The organism is Alcanivorax sp. IL2 (genome assembly GCF_047495475.1).
In the GTDB taxonomy this organism is placed as follows: Bacteria; Pseudomonadota; Gammaproteobacteria; order Pseudomonadales; family Alcanivoracaceae; genus Alcanivorax.
This window is the reverse complement of sequence record NZ_CP179932.1, coordinates 198,700-213,706: the sequence shown is the minus strand read 5'-3', so window position 1 is coordinate 213,706 and position 15,007 is coordinate 198,700. Positions and strand designations below refer to the sequence as shown.

The window sequence follows — 15,007 nt, the reverse complement described above, 5'->3', positions numbered from 1 at the left end:
GCCTTTCAGACAAAGCGGAAATTAATATTTCCTTTTATTTCAGTAAGTTAATGTTTTCATGGCGTTTGTTTTTGGCATACCGAGGCGCCGTTCTATCGGCATTCTGAGCTGTGGAGGCCGGGCTGAATAAGCCATGTTGAACCGAATTGAATCCGAACAAGCATTCGCTTTATTGTGTCACTCGTCAATGTAACAGTAGTGCGCGCCCAACTAACGTCCATGGCGCGCAACATTATCGGCTTTGCCCTCATTGGACAGGTGACCTAATGACGACTGCAACGATTCATCAATACGTGTCGAAAACCGCCCAGAAACGGCCTGAGATGCCGATTCGCCATATGGATTTTCAGTTCGATGCCGAGCAACTGGACGATACCTTCTTCAGAAACACGGAGCTGGCGTCGGCGTATTTCGAGGCCCTGTCCATCTTTCTGACCTTCGGCGAAGATCTGGTGATCGACACCGCCCGTTACCACCGTCAGTTTGTGAAAGATCCGGAGCTCAAGCGTCTGGTAACTGCCCTGATTGGTCAGGAAGCCATCCACTCCAAGATGCACAACGAGTTCAACGATGTGCTGGCACAGCACCGTTACCCTGTCGGTCTGTATCGTTTCCTTGCCGACAAGGTGTTCGAGCACGGCTTCAAGAAACTGTCCAACCGCATGCAGCTGTCATTGATGGCGGGCATTGAGCATTTCACCGCGGTGCTGGCGGAATACATGATGAAGAACGAAGACATCTTCTACGAGTCCCTGGACGAGAAGCAGCGAGCCCTGTGGATGTGGCACATGCTGGAAGAGTCTGAGCATAAGGATGTTGCCTACGACGTGTTCCAGGAATTGTCCGGTGACTATTACCTGCGCATGCGTGGTTTTGCTCTGGCGGCCTTCACTCTTACTTTCCTGATTCCGGTTGCGGCGTCGTTGATCCCGGTAATGCGCAAACCGCGTAACTTGCTGAGCCCCAGTTACTGGAAGGATGTGAAGCGTAGCCTGGCGGTGCTGGCCGGGCCTGAAGAGGGTGTCTTCGGCAGCACCATCAAGCATATTCTGGATTACACCCGTCGTGATTTTCACCCCAGCGACCACGATACCAGCGCCTATCTGGAGTACTACAAGGAAAAGCTGCTGCACCCGAAGACCGGGTTGTTGACGCCGTATCTGACCAAGGAATTCGTGCCGGGCAAGCGTGCCTGAACGAACACTGAATACTCAACCTGAAAAGGTAGAAGGTAATGCTGAATATTCTCAAGTTTCGTTCCAGCAAGCCGAGCTATAACGGCTACGCTGTCGTCACCGGTGCCGGCAGTGGTATTGGTCGCAGTTTTGCCCTGGAGTTGGCCAGACGAAACAGTGCGGTCGTCTGCGCGGATCTGAAGCTGGAAAGTGCCGAGGAAACCGTGGCGCTGATCAAGAAGGCCGGCGGCAAGGCTTTTGCGGTGGCTTGTGATGTGGGTAAGGCAGCTCAGGTAAAGAAGCTGTCCGAGCAGTCTGAAAAACTGTTGGGCCATCCGGTCACCATGGTCATCAACAATGCCGGTGTGGGTATTGGTGGCAAGTTCGAAGAGCTGAGCCTGGAAGACTGGAAATGGGCGATGGATGTGAACCTGTGGGGCGTAGTGCACGGTTGCCACTACTTCGTGCCCGGGTTCAAGAAGCAAGGTCGTGGTGCCATCATCAACGTGGCGTCTGCCGCGTCCTATACGGCTGCGCCGGAAATGAGTGCCTATAACGTTACCAAGGCCGGGGTGCGGGCGTTGTCCGAAACCCTGTACGCGGAACTCAAGCGCGACAATATTAACGTCAACGTGCTGTGTCCGACTCTGGTTCCCACCAACATCATCAAGGATGGCCGCATTCCTGCGCGTTATTCCAAACTGGCCGATCATGCGTTGATGAACTACGCCATGACCACCAGTGATTCCGTGGCCAAACTGACCCTGAATCGTCTTGATAAGGGAGAGCTGTACACCACGCCACAGGTGGACGCCAAGCTGTTCTGGATGATGAAGCGGGCCACTCCCAATTTGTACGCGAACCTGCTTGGGTTCTCTTACCGCTTTGTTAAGAATTGATCGAGGAATTTCATCATGGCTGCAGCAAAGAAACGCAAAACCCCTGAGGCCAGGATTTACGACACCTTTATCGTTGGCGCCGGTATTTCCGGTTTGTGCGCTGCGATCAAGATGAAGAAAGAGGGCTATCACGATTTCAAGATCATCGAGAAAGCCACCCGCGTCGGCGGCACCTGGCGGGAAAATACCTACCCTGGCTGTGGCTGTGATGTGCCTTCTTCCCTGTACTCTTTTTCCTTTGCGCTTAGCAGCAAATGGAGCCACCTGTTTGCTCGTCAGCCGGAAATTCTCAGCTACCTGGAAGAGGTTAGCGAAGACTTTGGCATTAATGAGCTGATCGAATTCGGTACAGAACTGGAGCATGCCGAGTGGGACGAAAGTCGCCACCTTTGGGTGCTGGATACCAATAAAGGCCAGACCCTGGCGCGTACGGTTGTCTTTGCCACCGGGCCGATCACCGAAGCCCAGATTCCGTCGTTGCCGGGCCTGGATAGCTTCAAGGGTGAGATGTTCCACTCCGCCAAGTGGAACCATGACTATGATCTGACTGGCAAGCGGGTGGCGGTGATCGGTACTGGCGCCTCGGCCATCCAGTTTGTGCCGCAGATTCAGCCCAAGGTGAAAGAGCTGCACGTCTTCCAGCGTACTGCCCCCTGGGTGCTGCCCAAGCCGGACATGGATCTGGGTGACACCAGCAAGCAGCTGATCAACAAGCTGCCTATCATCCAGAAAAGCTGGCGTAAGGCCGTGGCCACCTCCCTGAATGTGATCAACTTCGGGCTGCGTAACCCGGCAGCCCTGAAGCCGGTGAGCACGGCGGCCAAACAGCTGCTGCGCGTGCAGGTGAAAGACAAGACCCTGCGCAAGGCGGTGACCCCGGACTTTACCCTGGGCTGCAAGCGTATCCTGTTTGCCAACAACTATTACCCGGCCCTGCAGGCAGACAATGCTAACCTGATTCCCCATGGTCTGGTGGAAGTGGAAGGCAATACCGTGATTGCCGCCAACGGTGAACGCCACGAGGTAGACGTGATTATCTGGGGGACCGGCTTTGAAGTGTCTCACCCGCCGATTGGCAGAAAGGTGATTGATGCCAACGGTGATCGCCTCTCTGACCTGTGGAAAGACACCTCACCGGAAGCTTATCTTGGCGCCACCATGAAGGATGTGCCCAATGCCTTCCTGGTGCTGGGTCCCAACGTGCTGGTGTACGATTCCTTTATCGGTCTGGCCGAAGCCCAACTGGACTACATCATTGATGGTCTGAAGAAGGTTAAGCAGAAGGGGATTACCCGCTTTGCCATCAAGCCCCCGGTGCTGAAAGCCCACAATGACAAAGTCCAGAAGCACCTGAAAACCACGGTGTTCAACAGTGGTGGCTGCAAGAGCTACTACCTGGATCAGAACGGCCGCAACTTCGCCGCCTGGCCCTGGTCGCTGAAAGAGCTTAAGAGACGCCTGAGCGATTTCAAGGTAGGAGACTACGAAGTGGTCTACCAGAGCGCGGAGAAAAAGAAGGCCGCCTGACGATCATCAGACGCTAGGTCTGTTGACTGAGGGGGAAGCGAAAGGCTTCCCCCTCATGCGTTGTGCGCTTGGCAGACGAGCACCGAGCGGGCTGTCAGCCCGCCAATTCCACTTTCTTGTCCACATAGCTGGCGAGAATGTCCCCGAACACAGTCGCCAGCTCCTCGAAGCTTTGTATCGGGTTGTCCTCGGACAGATGCCTGACCACGGTGAAAATGCCGCCGTTGATATAGAAATAGGCCACGGTGGGAATATTCGGCAGTTTCAGAAGCTCCGGGTGATGCATCAGATACTGGGTGAATAGCTCCATGAGGGCGCTGTTGATCGGTGACTGGTAGATCACCATGTCCATGCTGAAGGCGTGGCGAGCGCAACGCAGGTAGAGCTGGTTGTTCTCTTCCAGAAAGTCGCGAAAACTGAACAACAATTTCTCAATCGCCTGGCGAATGTCCAGACGCACCAGTTCCGGGATCAGTGGTTTGATCAGATCCACGGTGTCACTGACAAAGCGTTTGCTGGCCGCATCAATGATGGCGTCCTTGTCTTCAAAATACTCATACAGTGAACCCACGCCGATACCGGCTTTTTCCGCGATCTGTCTGGCGGTAATAGCGCTTGGGCCGTAGTTGGCGATGGATATCAGGGCAGCCTGGACAATGGCGTCTACGGTGGCCCTGGAGCGTTGTTGTTTGGGTTTGCGTGCCATCAGGTTATCCGAGTTGAATCCGAACGAGCATTCGCTTTATTGTTACATCAACCAATGTGACAGTAAACGTTTTTGTCACCTGTACGGAGCGTCGGACCCTCGGGTCTTCCGCCACAACTCGCAGAATAATCCGTAAGGAGTGCATCATGGCTTCCATCGATCTGGACAAAATGCTGACCAAAATCAAAAGCACCCAGTGGGCCCTGTCGGATATCGACTGGGACGCTCCGGGTGCCGAGCTGATTACCGAAGAGCAGTGGCCCAAGCTGAAAGATTTCATGGCCGACCTGATGTGGATTGAGCACGTGGGCGCCCGCGCATTTGCTGCCATGGCCAAGAAAGCCCCCACCGATACCCTGCGCCAGATTTATACCTACTTCCATGCCGAAGAGCAGCGCCATGCCAATGCCGAAATGGCACTGATGAAGCGCTGGGGCATGCTTGAGGGAGATGAGATTCCCGAGCCCAACATCAACCTGCGGCTGGTGATTGAATGGCTGGATCGTTACAGCGATGACATGCCGGTGTATGTGCTGGGCACAGTGGTGCCGATGCTGGAAATTGCCCTGGACGGTGCCTTGTGTACCTTCCTGCTGGAGACGGTGAAAGATCCGGTTTGCCACCAGGCGTTCGAAAAGATCAACGACGATGAGTCCCGTCATCTGGGCGTCGGCTTTAGCGTAATGGAAATGCAGGGCCGCGGGAAAACCTTCATTGGTGCTACAAAAATGCTGGCACCGTTGCTGGACCCGCGCCTGATGCTGGGCATTGCCTCCTATGTGCCGCTGCTCAATAAAATGCGCGATAACATTATTACCATGGGTCTGCCGGAAGAGCGCCTGTATGCCGCCATGGCCAAATTCGAAAAAATTGGCGGCCGCACGGAAGATGGCCGTCGCAACCCCTGGTTCCAGGTGATTCGTCAGCACGCCAAGCTTGTGGTGAATCGGCGCAATCATGTCTATCACGTGCCCGTGGATGGCATGGTCAAACTGACCGGTCTGATCCCGCGCCGGGCACTGCCTGCAGTGCCTTCCTGGGTGAGAGAGCTGACCTACCAGCCCACTGCCTGAGAGACCCCATGACGGCGCGCCATGTGCCTGTTGCATGGCGCGGCCACCTGATTGCTGAAGAGATCCTGTTATGACTACATCCTCTGCCTCCCCGAAAAAGGCCCCAGGAAAGGCGGCGACCCGGAAGCGGCCCACCACGGGCAAGCGCGCGACGGTAAAGAAAACCCCCGCCGTAAAACCGGCAGCCGTGTTGATCGTGGGTGCGGGCTTTGCCGGCCTGGGGATGGCCATTCGCCTCAAGCAGGCCGGCATTAAGGATATCGTGATTCTGGAGCGAGCCAGTGCGGTGGGCGGCACCTGGCGAGACAATCAATATCCTGGTGCCGCCTGCGATATTCCCTCCAATCTGTATTCGTATTCGTTTGCTCCCAACCCGAACTGGTCACGAAGCTTCTCGGGCAGCGAGGAAATTCTCGGCTATATCCACCATCTGGTGGCCGAGTTTGAGCTGGAACCCTACATTCGTTTCGAGAAGAACGTGGAAGACCTGTCCTTCGATGAAAAGAAAGGGATCTGGACCGCCACGACCGACAAGGGGGAACAGTTTGCCGGGCGGGCTGCGGTGATGGCTCAGGGGCCGTTGTCCAACTGCAGCTTCCCGGCCATTACCGGTATCGAGGATTTCACGGGCCACAAGATCCACAGTGCCCGCTGGGATCATGAGTACGATTTCACTGGCAAGAAAGTGGCCGTGATTGGTACCGGCGCAAGCGGCATCCAGATTATTCCCGAACTGGTCAAACAGGCGGGTCACGTGAAAGTGTTCCAGCGCACGCCGGGCTGGGTGATGCCGCGCCCGGATTTTGCCACGCCGGCCTGGAACAAGAAGTTGTTTGAAAAACTGCCAGCCAGTCAGCAGGCCATGCGCAATCTGCTCTACTGGAGCCATGAGAGCATGGCGCTGGCGGTTATCTGGAAGTCGCCGCTGACGCGTATTGCCGAACGGGTGGCGCGGCTGCACCTGCGCCGTCAGGTGAAAGATCGCTGGCTGCGCCGTCAGCTGACACCGGACTTCACCATCGGCTGCAAGCGGGTGCTGGTCTCCAATGATTACTACCCGGCACTGCAGAAAGACAATGCCAAGCTGATTACCTGGCCCATTGCCCGCCTCAGCGAAAAGGGGGTTCGCACCGTGGAAGGTATCGAGCATCAGGTGGACTGTATCGTCTTTGCCACCGGTTTCGACGTCAGTCATTCCGGCACGCCATTCCCGGTGAAAGGCCGTGACGGTCGGGTGCTGGGGGAGGAATGGCAGGGCGGCGCCCAGGCCTACAAGAGCATCAATGTGTCCGGCTACCCGAACCTGTTCATGACCTTCGGGCCCAACTCCGGGCCCGGCCACAACTCGGCGCTGGTGTACATGGAATCCCAGCTCGACTATGCGGTGAAAGGGATCGAAAAGATTCTCAAGGACGATCTGAAAATGCTGGACGTGAAAGAAGACGTGCAGCGTCGGCATAACAAGGCAATACAAAAGCGCCTGGCCCGGACCAACTGGAATTCCGGCTGCAAAAGCTGGTATCTGACCGATGATGGCTTCAACGCCACCATGTACCCGGGTTTCGCCACCCAGTACGCGGCCCAGATGGCAGAGTTTGAAGAGCGCGATTACGAAACCGTTTGACCTCCTCGGTCTGGTTTCTTCCGGTGAACGCGGCTCCTGGCCGCGTTTTTTTTGCGGCAAGGCTCATGTTCTCACGCAGCTTCCTGCGTTTGCCATAAAAGCATCACGCCTTTGTCGCAGTGGCTTCATCCCGCACGGCTATAACCTCAGGATCATGAAATAACACGAACCGTTGGGGAGTTCACAATGACATCCTGGTATAGCCTGGGGGCCGGCGTACTGCTGGCCGCTGCCTTGACCGCCTGTGGCGGAGACAGCAGCGACGACAATCCTGCTGCCGGTGGCGAGCAAGTAAAAACGCCGGATAGCCTGCGTCTGTCTTTTCTGAGTCGCTACGAGTCTGGCAGTTTTGATACGTCTGCCGCTGAAATTCCTGCCTATGACGCTGCCAGTCAGCGCCTGTTTGTGGTCAACGCAGAGCAGGGCGTGCTTGATGTGCTGGATATGAGCGACCCCGCCAAGCCCTTATTGATCGGGTCGATGGGTGTTGAAGAGATCGCTGCCGGGGCCGTCGTGAACAGTGTGGCGGTGAAAAATGGGTTGGTCGCGATTGCGGTTCAAGCCGCCACGAAGACCGACAACGGCTTTGCGGCCCTCTACCGTGCTGATGACCTCAGCCTGCTGGGTAGTGTAGAAGTGGGCGCCCAGCCGGACATGATCATCTTTACCCCGGATAGCAGCAAGGTGCTCACTGCTAACGAGGGTGAGCCCAGTGACGATTATCAGATTGACCCGCCGGGCTCTATCAGCATTATCGATATCAGCAATCCGCAAGACCCTCAGGTCAGCACGGCGGGTTTCAGTGCCTTTGATGCCGATACGCTACGCAGCATGGGTGTGCGCATCTATGGGCCGGGCGCGGACGTGGCCATGGATCTGGAGCCGGAATATATCGCGCTGTCTGCCGATGGAAAAACCGCCTGGGTGACCCTGCAGGAAAATAATGCCCTGGCCAAGGTCAATATCGATACCGCCACCGTTACCGATATCCTGCCGCTGGGAGAAATCGATCGCAGCGTGGAAGGTTTCGGCATTGATGCCAGTGATGACGATGAAGAGATCAACATCCAGACCTGGGACGGGGTAGTGGGCCTGTACCTGCCTGACGCCATTCATGCTTATAGCGCTGGCGGCAGTACCTATCTGGTTACCGCCAACGAAGGCGACGCCCGTGCCTGGGGTGAGGACAACGATGCCTACTGGGGCAGCGAAGGTGAGGGTTGTGTTGGCGATGCCAGCCAGGGGTTCGTGGAAGAATTCCGCGTCAAGCATCTGGTGCATGCCAGCGGCTTCGATCGGCGCTGCGGCGACGATCTGCCCCCGCAGCTGCGTGAACTGGCTGCCGGTGCGCTGCTGGACCCCGCGGTGTTCGATTACTGCGGTGCCAGCGCCGGTGATCCCGGTGATTGCCGCGAAGACGATGTGCTGGGCCGTCTCAACATTACCTGGACCATGGGCTACAAGACCGACGCCGCCGGCGCCCCGGTAATGTACAACGATGCGGGGCAGCTGGATCCGGCTGGCACTCGCATCATGTATGACACCCTGTACAGCTATGGGGGTCGCTCCTTCTCCATCCGGGACGAAAACGGCAACCTGGTATTCGACAGCGGCGATGCCATCGAACAGTTCCTGGCCAGCGACGAATGCCGGCTGGGTACCAACCGCAGCATTGCCTGCCAGGATTACTTCAACAGTGGCCATGATGAAATAAACGCCATGGACAGCCGCAGTGATGCCAAGGGCCCGGAGCCGGAAGGCCTGACCATCGGCGCCATTGGCGACAAGACTTTCCTGTTCCTGGCCCTGGAGCGCATGGGCGGCATTCTGGTCTATGACATTACCGATCCGCAGCAGCCCCAGCGGCTGGATTACCTGAACAGCCGCAACTTCTGGGGCGGCGGCGGTGATGGCGAGGACATCGAAGACCTGATCGATGATGGCCTGCTGGCAGAAAGCGATGTGGGTGCCGTGGTGGGGGATCTGGGACCGGAAGGGCTGGTGTTCATCGCCGCCGCCGATTCACCCAATGGCATGCCGTTGCTGGTGGTGGGTAACGAAGTCAGTGGTACCACCGCTATCTACCGGGTGGAAACGCTATTCGACGAGGAGTAATTCTCGTAAGCCATATCGAGGCGGCCTGTGGGCCGCCTTTTTTATGGTGCACCGTAGACTGGCGGGAAATCAGTATCAGGGTGTTGAGCCATTGTGCTGACAGCCGGGCTTCCAGGACAAATGCAGCACCGCGTTAGAGCCTTTCTTCCAGGGCGACGCCTGTAAACGCCAGAACAAGCTATTTGTTCTGTTTCGCTTCGAACGCGGCCAGCTGTTGCGGGGTTGCCGGAGTCTGGTATTGCGCTTTCCAGTCGGCGAAGGGCATGCCGTACACCCATTCCCTGGCGGCGTCATAATCCAGTGCCACCTGGCGCTCATCCGCAGCGGCCACCAGCCATTTGGACAGACAGTTACGGCAGAAGTCCGCCAGAATCATCAGGTCAATATTTTGCACTTCCTTGTGTTCGTCAAGATGCTGCAGCAAGCGGCGAAAGGCGGCAGCTTCCAGTTCGGTGCGTGTCGCGGTATCCAGTGTGGTCATGGGCTTCTCCTGCAAATGGGTGCAATCATGATACGGGCTGTCAATGGCGGGCGTCGACGCCGGGCTCTTACCGTGCATACTATAGGGCAGATTGGGACTCCCATATTGAAACGCGCAAGGAGGAAGGGCGATGTCATTGAAACGAGGCGTAGCGGTTATCGGTCTGTTTTTGGCGGCGGCATGGCTGGTCAGCTGCGGTATGAACAGTGAAGAAAAGCGTCTGGCGGCAGCCATCAATCAGGCCTTGCAGACTCGCGATCTGGGCTATTGGCAGGTAGACGATCTGGATATCCAGGATCAGCGTCAGGACAGCACCGGCCCGGAAGAAATTACGACCTACAAGGTGGAGGCAGTGCTGGCCTTGGAGAAACCACTGCGTGAGGTACGTTATGTAGATGACATCGGCAAGCGCGTGGTGACTCGTACGGCACTGGCGCAAGGAGAGGAGCGCGATCTGAGTGCGTCGGTGCAGATCATTCGTGGCAATGATCAAGAGAACGTGGTGACCACCCTGGATGAACAGGCCTTGCCCCGCGGCATGGTGGCGGAAGACTTTGAGCAACGCTTTGAAGGCTGGCAGGTGATTGCTGAAGACAGCGATGAATTTGCTGATCTGGAAGAGGAACTGCAGGGCAAACTGGATGACAGCCTGTCCGCCATGGCCGAGGCAGATCACACCCTGCGCCAGATACAGGTGCAGTTGATGGCAGCGCGCGCTGAATTGGCAGTGCTGGAAGAAAACGCCGAAGCCGTCGGTGGGCTTGGTGAGCCCATGGAGAAGGCCAGCCAGGAGGTAGAAGCCCTGATCGAGCGGGTGCAAGAGCAGGAAGCAACCCGCGACAGTCTCGGCGAACAAGTGGAGCGACGCAAAAAGGCCCTGGCCAGTTTGCGCGGGGAATAAGAGGGCGGCTTGCCGGCCTGGATGCTGCTGAAAGATTCAGGCCGGGGGGCGTCTCGGGTATCATGTTGTCCCCGCACAGTCCCCATGAGAGCGTCTCCATGTTTGAACTCACCGTCACGCCCCGCTTTTACGAAACCGATGCCTTTGGTCATGTGAACAACACCGTGGTCACCGGCTGGTTTGAAACCGGGCGGGCGCCCCTGTTCCAGTTGTTCGGAGGCGGCAGTGATCCGTCAGCGCTGCCACTGATTCTGGCCCGGGTGGAGGTGGATTTCGTCGGCCAGATTTATTACGGCAGTGATGTGCAGCTGCGTACTGGCATCGAGAAAATCGGCAACAGCTCCTTCGTGGTAGCCCAACAGGCCTGGCAAAACGGCAAGCTGGTGGCCCGGGGCAAGGCCGTGCAGGTCTACTTCGAGCACGACAAGCAGGCCTCAGCGCCGATCCCCGATACATTCCGTCAGGTGCTCGCCGAGCATCAGGGCTCCCTGCCGGAAGACCAGTAACTCCCCTATTCGATCAGACCGATAGTCATGGTCGGCATGTCACCTTGACGTCGTGACGCTACACTATCGGCCACACTGATCGCTCAACGTAATGGCAGCGAGGAACGGATGGCTTATCAGGGGCAACAGAATTTTGATCACCGCCAGGCGCAGAAACTGGGGGTGTTGGTCACCAACCTGGGGACTCCGGATGCACCGGAGACCGGCGCCCTGCGCCGCTATCTGCGCGAATTTCTGTCCGACCCGCGAGTGGTGGAAGTGCCCCGGCTGATCTGGTTTTTCATCCTGCACATGGTGATTCTGGTGATCCGCCCGCCGCGTTCTGCCCATGCCTATAAAAGTGTCTGGACGGATGCGGGCTCACCGCTGCTGGTTCACACCGAGGCGCAGTGCGCCGGCATTCGCGAGCGTCTGCAGAATAAATTTGGTGATGATATCGATGTGCGCTTTGCCATGCGCTACGGCAATCCCTCCATCGCCAGCCAGTTGCAGGCCATGGAAGAGGCAGGCGTGCGCAAGCTGCTGGTGCTGCCCCTGTATCCGCAGTATTCCGCGTCCACCAATGCCTCTACCTTCGACGCCATTGCCAAGGACTTCATGCAACGCCGCTGGCTACCGGACCTGCGCTTTATCAGCCACTATCCGGATTACCCGCCCTACATCGAGGCCATGGCCAACCACATTGAAGCCTTTCGCGCGGAACATGGTACGGCGGACAAGCTGATCTTCAGCTACCACGGGGTGCCGAAAAAATACCTGCTCAATGGCGACCCCTACTTCTGTGAATGCCACAAGACCTCGCGCCTGCTGGCTGAGCGGCTGGGCCTGGGCGACGACGACTGGCTCACCACCTTCCAGTCCCGCTTCGGCCGTGAGGAATGGCTCAAGCCCTACACAGACCACACCCTGATGGCGCTGCCGGAGCAGGGCGTGAAATCCGTGCAGGTATTCTGTCCGGGCTTCTCCTCCGACTGCCTGGAAACCCTGGAAGAAATCGACGTGGAAAACCGCGGCTATTTCGAGGAAGCCGGCGGCCAGGCCTTCGGCTACATCCCGGCACTGAATGCCGAGCCCGGCCACCTGGACGCCCTCACCCAGCTCATCGAAGAGAACCTGCAGGGCTGGGAGTTACCGGAAAATGATGCCGTGGGCCTGAACGAACGCCACCAACGAGCCCGCCAACAAGGTGCTGATCGCTAGTTCATGATCCATAACGTAAGAGGCCGCTCCCTCACATGGGCGCGGCCTCTTGCATTTCAGGACAGGAAAGCCCGCTCCGCGAACTGTTCACTATTCACAGTTAACTGTTTTGTTCCAGCCTGCGAACCAGCTCATCGGTAAACTCACTGGTGCTGGCGCGCCCGCCCAGGTCCGGGGTGACGATCTCGCCTTCGCCCACTACCTGACGCACGGTTCGGCGCAGTTGTTTGGCCTTGTCGTGCAGTTCGATGTAATCGAGCATCAATGCCCCGGCCAGCATGATGGCGGTGGGGTTGGCGATGCCCTGGCCGGCAATATCCGGGGCGCTGCCGTGGACCGCTTCGAACAGGCCGCCGTGCTCGCCGATGTTGGCGCCGGGAGCCACGCCCAGGCCACCGATCAGGCCGGCACACAGGTCGGAGAGGATGTCGCCGAACAGGTTGGTGGTGACGATTACATCGAAGCGGTGCGGGTTCATGGCCAGCTGCATGGCGCAGGCGTCCACGATCATTTCTTCATGCTCCAGCTGCGGATAGTCTTCACGCACCTTACGGGCCACGTCGAGAAACAGCCCCGAGGTGGACTTCATGATATTGGCCTTGTGCACCACCGTGACCTTCTTGCGGCCCTGCTTCACCGCCGTTTCGTAGGCAAAGCGCAGCAGGCGCTCGGATTCCGTGCGGGTAATACGGCTGCGCAGCTCGGCGGTTTCGCCGTCCTCACTGACGGTCTGCCCCAGGCCGGAATAGATGCCTTCGATATTTTCCCGCACGGTCATGATGTCCACGTTGTCGTAGCGGGATTTGACCCCGGGAATGGACAGGGCCGGGCGCACGTTGGCGAACAGGTCGAAGGTCTTGCGCAGGGTCACGTTTACCGAGGTGAAGCCACCCCCCACTGGCGTGGTGATGGGGCCTTTAAGGGCCAGGCGATTGCGCCGGAGCACCGCCAGGGTCTCTTCCGGTACCAGATCCAGTCCTTTGTCCAGCGCTGCCTGGCCGGCAATGGCATATTCGAATTCGAGTCCGCAATCCAGAGCTTTCAGTACCCGTACCGTGGCATCCACGATGTCCGGTCCGATTCCATCGCCGGGGATAACGGTTACGGTGTTCTTGTTCATACTGCCTCCTGATTGCGGAAAGGGTGTTGCAGGAATCTCATTGTGCCCGCTGCAGATGGCAAAATGAATGCCGACCAAGGTCGGAAGGGTTGGCGGCAGCGGCTATGAAAACGCGAAAAGCCTCTAGAAATGTGGCCCCGGGCCTTCCTCGGACAGGGAGTCAAAGGGGTTGCGCAGCCGGCAGGCCTTGATGGACAGGCAGCCACAGCCGATACACTCATTGAGCTGGTCGCGCAGCACGGTCAGGTCATTGATGCGCTCGTCCAGGTGGCCGCGCCATTTGGCCGACATGCGCTTCCAGTCCCGGGCGGTGGGGGTGCGGCCATCGGGCAGTTCGCCCAGGGCTTCGGCAATTTCCGCCAGCGGAATGCCGATGCGCTGGGCGACCTTGATAACGGCGACCCGGCGCAGGACATCACGGTGATAGCGGCGCTGATTGCCAGCGCTGCGCGAGCTCTGGATCAGGCCTTTTTTTTCATAGAAGTGGAGGGCGGAAACGGCCACCCCGCTGCGTTCGGCCACCTCGCCAACGGTAAGCGCCTTGTGAATATCGTCTGTAGAGGACAGGGTCATGGTGAAATCCTTTGTTTATGCGCTTTTACCTTAACTAAGGTTTAGGTTTTATGCTGCCAAATCGTGATCAGCGTTGCCAGCGGATGGGCGTTATTTCGGGCATAATGAGGCGGCCGTAACAGGTCCAACGAAGGAGAAAGTGGTGAGTGCTGTCATTTCCGTGAAAGACCTGAACAAGATCTATCAGGGTGGCTTTCAGGCCTTGAAGAACATCAATCTGGATATTCACGCCGGAGAGATCTTTGCTCTGCTGGGCCCCAACGGTGCCGGCAAGACCACCCTGATCAGCATTATCTGCGGCATCGTCAATCCTTCCAGCGGCACCGTGCTGGCGGACGGTTACGACATTGTTCGCGATTACCGCGAAGCACGCAGCGCCATCGGGTTGGTGCCCCAGGAACTGTCCACTGATGCCTTCGAGACGGTCTGGGATACGGTGAGCTTCAGCCGTGGTCTGTTCGGCAAACCCCGCAACGATGCCCATATCGAGAAAGTGCTGAAGGTGCTGTCCCTGTGGGACAAGAAGGACAACAAAATCATGATGTTGTCCGGCGGCATGAAGCGGCGGGTGATGATTGCCAAGGCGCTCTCTCACGAGCCCAAGATCCTGTTTCTGGATGAACCCACCGCCGGCGTGGATGTGGAATTGCGCCGGGAAATGTGGGAGATGGTGCGCCAGCTCCGCGAGCAGGGGGTAACCGTTATCCTGACTACCCACTACATCGAGGAAGCCGAGGAGATGGCAGACCGGGTGGGTATTATTCGTCAAGGGGAAATTATCCTGGTGGATGACAAGGCCCGTCTGATGCAGAAGCTGGGTCGCAAGCAGCTCACGGTCCACCTGGCCGAGCCACTACAAAGCCTGCCGGCCACGCTGGATGACGACGCTCTGGCGCTGTCGGAAGATGGCTACGGGCTGGTTTATACCTACGACGCCAACCAGGAAACCACCGGGATTGCCGAGTTGCTGCGAGCGCTGAATGCTGCCGGTATCGAGTTCAAGGATCTGCATTCCCGGCAGAGCTCACTGGAGGATATTTTTGTGGATCTGGTCCACAACGGCCAGCCTGCCGCTGCAAACGCTAGCTCAGCCGGAGAGGTCTGATG

General features: G+C 57.7%; 14 protein-coding genes. 10 read left to right on the top strand and 4 right to left on the bottom strand.

Annotated features, from left to right (window positions below):
• Positions 1 to 266 precede the first annotated feature (266 nt).
• From ACMG4N_RS00945 to ACMG4N_RS00935, 3 genes are read left to right on the top strand one after another with little or no spacing between them, the layout of a single operon-like run.
• Positions 267 to 1,196, top strand: coding sequence for a metal-dependent hydrolase (locus ACMG4N_RS00945; protein WP_035246213.1), 930 nt, complete (start codon positions 267 to 269; stop codon positions 1,194 to 1,196).
• 38 nt (positions 1,197 to 1,234) lie between these two features.
• Complete coding sequence (locus ACMG4N_RS00940) at positions 1,235 to 2,074, top strand: SDR family NAD(P)-dependent oxidoreductase (RefSeq protein ID WP_414432566.1); 840 nt, start codon at positions 1,235 to 1,237, stop codon at positions 2,072 to 2,074.
• A 15-nt stretch (positions 2,075 to 2,089) separates the two neighbouring features.
• Complete coding sequence (locus ACMG4N_RS00935; RefSeq protein ID WP_297765933.1) at positions 2,090 to 3,601, top strand: flavin-containing monooxygenase; 1,512 nt, start codon at positions 2,090 to 2,092, stop codon at positions 3,599 to 3,601.
• A 94-nt stretch (positions 3,602 to 3,695) separates the two neighbouring features.
• Here ACMG4N_RS00935 and ACMG4N_RS00930 read toward each other — a convergent pair whose 3' ends face one another.
• Complete coding sequence (locus ACMG4N_RS00930) at positions 3,696 to 4,307, bottom strand: TetR/AcrR family transcriptional regulator (protein ID WP_035246220.1); 612 nt, start codon at positions 4,305 to 4,307, stop codon at positions 3,696 to 3,698.
• 146 nt (positions 4,308 to 4,453) lie between these two features.
• On the opposite strand from ACMG4N_RS00930, the gene ACMG4N_RS00925 reads away from it, so the two are divergent.
• From ACMG4N_RS00925 to ACMG4N_RS00915, 3 genes are all read left to right on the top strand, one after another.
• Positions 4,454 to 5,380 (top strand): ferritin-like domain-containing protein, encoded by a 927-nt coding sequence (locus ACMG4N_RS00925; RefSeq protein ID WP_297765941.1) that lies wholly within the window; start codon positions 4,454 to 4,456, stop codon positions 5,378 to 5,380.
• Between the two features lie 70 nt (positions 5,381 to 5,450).
• Positions 5,451 to 7,004 (top strand): flavin-containing monooxygenase, encoded by a 1,554-nt coding sequence (locus tag ACMG4N_RS00920; RefSeq protein ID WP_297765944.1) that lies wholly within the window; start codon positions 5,451 to 5,453, stop codon positions 7,002 to 7,004.
• A gap of 186 nt (positions 7,005 to 7,190) precedes the next feature.
• A complete protein-coding gene (locus ACMG4N_RS00915; protein WP_297765947.1) occupies positions 7,191 to 9,119 on the top strand; it encodes a choice-of-anchor I family protein in 1,929 nt (642 codons plus the stop codon).
• Between the two features lie 178 nt (positions 9,120 to 9,297).
• Here the strand turns inward: ACMG4N_RS00915 and ACMG4N_RS00910 are convergent, their stop codons facing one another.
• Complete coding sequence (locus ACMG4N_RS00910) at positions 9,298 to 9,600, bottom strand: DUF1244 domain-containing protein (protein ID WP_297765950.1); 303 nt, start codon at positions 9,598 to 9,600, stop codon at positions 9,298 to 9,300.
• A 130-nt stretch (positions 9,601 to 9,730) separates the two neighbouring features.
• Here ACMG4N_RS00910 and ACMG4N_RS00905 point away from each other — a divergent pair, with 130 nt between their 5' ends.
• From ACMG4N_RS00905 to hemH, 3 genes are all read left to right on the top strand, one after another.
• Entirely contained in the window at positions 9,731 to 10,501 is a 771-nt protein-coding gene (locus tag ACMG4N_RS00905) for a hypothetical protein (RefSeq protein WP_414432564.1), read from the top strand.
• Between the two features lie 98 nt (positions 10,502 to 10,599).
• On the top strand, positions 10,600 to 11,007 hold the full coding sequence (locus ACMG4N_RS00900; RefSeq protein ID WP_297765956.1) for an acyl-CoA thioesterase: 408 nt from the start codon (positions 10,600 to 10,602) through the stop codon (positions 11,005 to 11,007).
• A gap of 108 nt (positions 11,008 to 11,115) precedes the next feature.
• The gene (gene hemH / locus ACMG4N_RS00895; RefSeq protein ID WP_297765960.1) at positions 11,116 to 12,207 is read left to right on the top strand and encodes a ferrochelatase; all 1,092 of its coding nucleotides are present in this window, start codon (positions 11,116 to 11,118) and stop codon (positions 12,205 to 12,207) included.
• A 100-nt stretch (positions 12,208 to 12,307) separates the two neighbouring features.
• Here hemH and ACMG4N_RS00890 read toward each other — a convergent pair whose 3' ends face one another.
• Both ACMG4N_RS00890 and soxR read right to left on the bottom strand, forming a co-directional pair.
• A complete protein-coding gene (locus ACMG4N_RS00890) occupies positions 12,308 to 13,327 on the bottom strand; it encodes an isocitrate dehydrogenase (protein ID WP_297765962.1) in 1,020 nt (339 codons plus the stop codon).
• A 123-nt stretch (positions 13,328 to 13,450) separates the two neighbouring features.
• Positions 13,451 to 13,900: a redox-sensitive transcriptional activator SoxR gene (soxR, locus tag ACMG4N_RS00885; RefSeq protein WP_297765964.1), complete on the bottom strand. Its 450-nt coding sequence runs from the start codon at positions 13,898 to 13,900 to the stop codon at positions 13,451 to 13,453.
• Between the two features lie 142 nt (positions 13,901 to 14,042).
• On the opposite strand from soxR, the gene ACMG4N_RS00880 reads away from it, so the two are divergent.
• A complete protein-coding gene (locus tag ACMG4N_RS00880) occupies positions 14,043 to 15,005 on the top strand; it encodes an ABC transporter ATP-binding protein (protein WP_297765969.1) in 963 nt (320 codons plus the stop codon).
• Positions 15,006 to 15,007 lie beyond the last annotated feature (2 nt).

What these genes read in the sequence shown, in the direction of transcription:
- ACMG4N_RS00945 (WP_035246213.1), top strand. Translation starts at nt 267, where the DNA reads ATGACGACTGCAACGATTCATCAATACGTGTCGAAAACCGCCCAGAAA.
- ACMG4N_RS00940 (WP_414432566.1), top strand. Translation starts at nt 1,235, where the DNA reads ATGCTGAATATTCTCAAGTTTCGTTCCAGCAAGCCGAGCTATAACGGC.
- ACMG4N_RS00935 (WP_297765933.1), top strand. Translation starts at nt 2,090, where the DNA reads ATGGCTGCAGCAAAGAAACGCAAAACCCCTGAGGCCAGGATTTACGAC.
- ACMG4N_RS00930 (WP_035246220.1), bottom strand. Translation starts at nt 4,307, where the DNA reads ATGGCACGCAAACCCAAACAACAACGCTCCAGGGCCACCGTAGACGCC.
- ACMG4N_RS00925 (WP_297765941.1), top strand. Translation starts at nt 4,454, where the DNA reads ATGGCTTCCATCGATCTGGACAAAATGCTGACCAAAATCAAAAGCACC.
- ACMG4N_RS00920 (WP_297765944.1), top strand. Translation starts at nt 5,451, where the DNA reads ATGACTACATCCTCTGCCTCCCCGAAAAAGGCCCCAGGAAAGGCGGCG.
- ACMG4N_RS00915 (WP_297765947.1), top strand. Translation starts at nt 7,191, where the DNA reads ATGACATCCTGGTATAGCCTGGGGGCCGGCGTACTGCTGGCCGCTGCC.
- ACMG4N_RS00910 (WP_297765950.1), bottom strand. Translation starts at nt 9,600, where the DNA reads ATGACCACACTGGATACCGCGACACGCACCGAACTGGAAGCTGCCGCC.
- ACMG4N_RS00905 (WP_414432564.1), top strand. Translation starts at nt 9,731, where the DNA reads ATGTCATTGAAACGAGGCGTAGCGGTTATCGGTCTGTTTTTGGCGGCG.
- ACMG4N_RS00900 (WP_297765956.1), top strand. Translation starts at nt 10,600, where the DNA reads ATGTTTGAACTCACCGTCACGCCCCGCTTTTACGAAACCGATGCCTTT.
- hemH (WP_297765960.1), top strand. Translation starts at nt 11,116, where the DNA reads ATGGCTTATCAGGGGCAACAGAATTTTGATCACCGCCAGGCGCAGAAA.
- ACMG4N_RS00890 (WP_297765962.1), bottom strand. Translation starts at nt 13,327, where the DNA reads ATGAACAAGAACACCGTAACCGTTATCCCCGGCGATGGAATCGGACCG.
- soxR (WP_297765964.1), bottom strand. Translation starts at nt 13,900, where the DNA reads ATGACCCTGTCCTCTACAGACGATATTCACAAGGCGCTTACCGTTGGC.